The organism is Bacillus cereus group sp. BfR-BA-01360 (assembly GCF_022663595.1).
Classification (GTDB): domain Bacteria; phylum Bacillota; class Bacilli; order Bacillales; family Bacillaceae_G; genus Bacillus_A; species Bacillus_A cytotoxicus.
Map to the genome: position 1 here is coordinate 1 of NZ_JAKUFV010000062.1, position 2,086 is coordinate 2,086.

Here is a 2,086-nt window from a genome sequence, read left to right on the forward strand (position 1 = left end):
TAAAAAGAGCAACCGTGCACCAGTTGCCCTTTCGTCAATTTCTTATGTTATTACTATAACTCATTTTTTCAATGGTTTCTGTACACTAAATGTTATCTACAAAAAAGTAACATTAGAAAGTCTCAGCAAACTTAACCATTCTTCTTATTTCAGCGTGCTTACGTCTAATATAACCTGGGCTATAATGTAAGCTATACGCAATGTCTTCTAATGTCATACACTCAATATATTTCATTTTTAATATTAGATTTTCTAGACTTGTAAATTTACTAATCAATTCTTTTAAATCGTGCATTTCATTCATCTTATGCGCTAACTCATATTCAATATCAGCTATTCGATCTTCTACCTTTGCACCTTCTGATTCAGCAGTTAAACGAACTTCTTGTAAATCACCACTAACCCAGCGTTTCAATTCAGCTTTCGCTTTATCTAATTTATATTCTAAATAAGCAATTTCTTCTTCTAATTTCTGATAGTCTTTCAGCCAGTCAAAAATGATGATTCACCTACTTCCTTTTTTGACCTTCCACAATCATTTCAAAATACCCGCTTTAACAAAGATATTTCGCCAGGCTTTATCAGTTTGGTATTTATCGACGGCTTTTGCACGTCTAGAAATCGCCTTTCTTAATTTTCTTTTTTTAAGATTAGCCATCTTGCTCTTCCTTTCTATTAAAACGATTTAGGATAACCAAGGCTTCTTTTAATTCTTTAGTCCTTTTTTCAAATTGTTTATATCGTTTTGAATTTTTATTGATGACTTCCATTGTTTTAAGATAATGTTCTAATGCAGTTTCTAATGTATTAATCGTGAATTCGAACTTTCCCATCATTTACTCTCGCCTTCTATAATAAAACTACAAACATCGTTAAACCTATTTATTTCCCTTTTTAAGACGTTTTAACACTTTCGATACCTTATTACATTCAGAAAGAAAAATAAACCAAATTTACTATGATTCTGACGGTCATTTATATGTCGAAACGTGTCGATAAGATTCCAATAATTATTTCATTAAGATTCCTTAGACGTTTTTACCAAACAAAGCAATACAATTAAGGACCACCAACTATTAGTCATATAGAATATAAATGCTATTAAAGAAATGATTCCTAGATTATGAATAAGCATAGTAGAGTATTTATTCACTTTGTCCCTCTTTTCTATTCAATTGTGTTTTTGTATTATTTTTCTTTCGTAGGCACTAACTCTAATTGATATTCATTTGCTGAATAGTGTTGAAATGTCGTCCAGTTTTTCATATTTTCCATAAGATCATCTATTGAATCAAAGCACCCTGAGGCCCAAGTGTCCATTTTGCAATTCAACAGTGAATACTTTCCTGTCGATGGGTCACTATATATGAAAAATATTTCTCCTGAATTTATAACAATGATGTCGCCCACTAAGTATTTTGTTTTTTTATTCTCAAGTTTAATTTTGATATCCATTGCTTGTCCGTCCTTTCTCTCAAATAACGCTTTGGTTAAAAAACTGTCTACTGAATTACCCGTTTACTTCGAGGTTCATATTTTCTTCTTTCCTCTTGATATTTACTTCGGTATTCCTCTTTTTGTTTCCGTTCATTCCGCAACTGCCTTTGTAATGACTCCACAATAGATGGATTATTGCTACGCAATACTTTGTCTGCCTCTCGGTAAAGCGAACGAATGAAAGAGTCTTTCAAAACCTCTTCATCTACTGCGAGTTTTTGTTTTCTTGCCCGTTTCATAAGTGTTTTACCAACATATACACCTATATGCTTAGGTATCTCGTCTTTAACTTTTTCATAAAGTTCTTCCGGCATTACATAATAATTAAAATGTCCCACAAAGGTTTTATGCGCTTTACTTCTAAAATCGGACAATGATACTTTAATCTCATAGCAACGCCAAATCCCCTTTGTATCATACGTCAAGTAGTCCACACGTTCTTTTCCGAACCAACCAATTGTCACTTCAAAACAACCAAATACCCCTTGATTACAAGTAGTTGCACTATATATTTGTCGTTCCATCTCGACAGTAATCTCTGTTTTAGCCATCCTCAATCCACCTTTTTTTGTACAAAATTCAAATTGTA

Annotated in this window: 5 protein-coding genes; all 5 read right to left on the reverse strand. The window is 32.5% G+C overall.

Features of this window, described 5'->3' with window-relative positions; translation table 11 throughout:
* Positions 1-112 precede the first annotated feature (112 nt).
* Positions 113-499, reverse strand: coding sequence for an RNA polymerase sigma factor sigma-70 region 4 domain-containing protein (locus MR056_RS21855; RefSeq protein ID WP_242136728.1), 387 nt, complete (start codon positions 497-499; stop codon positions 113-115).
* 36 nt (positions 500-535) lie between these two features.
* Entirely contained in the window at positions 536-658 is a 123-nt protein-coding gene (locus tag MR056_RS21860) for a DUF3983 domain-containing protein (protein ID WP_242136724.1), read from the reverse strand.
* The gene (locus MR056_RS21865) at positions 651-836 is read right to left on the reverse strand and encodes a hypothetical protein (protein WP_242136725.1); all 186 of its coding nucleotides are present in this window, start codon (positions 834-836) and stop codon (positions 651-653) included. Before MR056_RS21865 ends, MR056_RS21860 begins: the two co-directional genes overlap by 8 nt.
* Before the next feature lie 352 nt (positions 837-1,188).
* The gene (locus MR056_RS21870) at positions 1,189-1,455 is read right to left on the reverse strand and encodes a hypothetical protein (RefSeq protein WP_242136726.1); all 267 of its coding nucleotides are present in this window, start codon (positions 1,453-1,455) and stop codon (positions 1,189-1,191) included.
* 47 nt (positions 1,456-1,502) lie between these two features.
* Positions 1,503-2,086, reverse strand: a 584-nt coding sequence (locus tag MR056_RS21875; RefSeq protein WP_242136727.1) for a BAR domain-containing protein, incomplete at its 5' end; no start/stop codon positions are given.

Excerpts from the sequence above, each read along its gene's own strand:
- MR056_RS21860 (WP_242136724.1), bottom strand. The coding sequence starts at position 658 with ATGGCTAATCTTAAAAAAAGAAAATTAAGAAAGGCGATTTCTAGACGT.
- MR056_RS21865 (WP_242136725.1), bottom strand. The coding sequence starts at position 836 with ATGATGGGAAAGTTCGAATTCACGATTAATACATTAGAAACTGCATTA.
- MR056_RS21870 (WP_242136726.1), bottom strand. The coding sequence starts at position 1,455 with ATGGATATCAAAATTAAACTTGAGAATAAAAAAACAAAATACTTAGTG.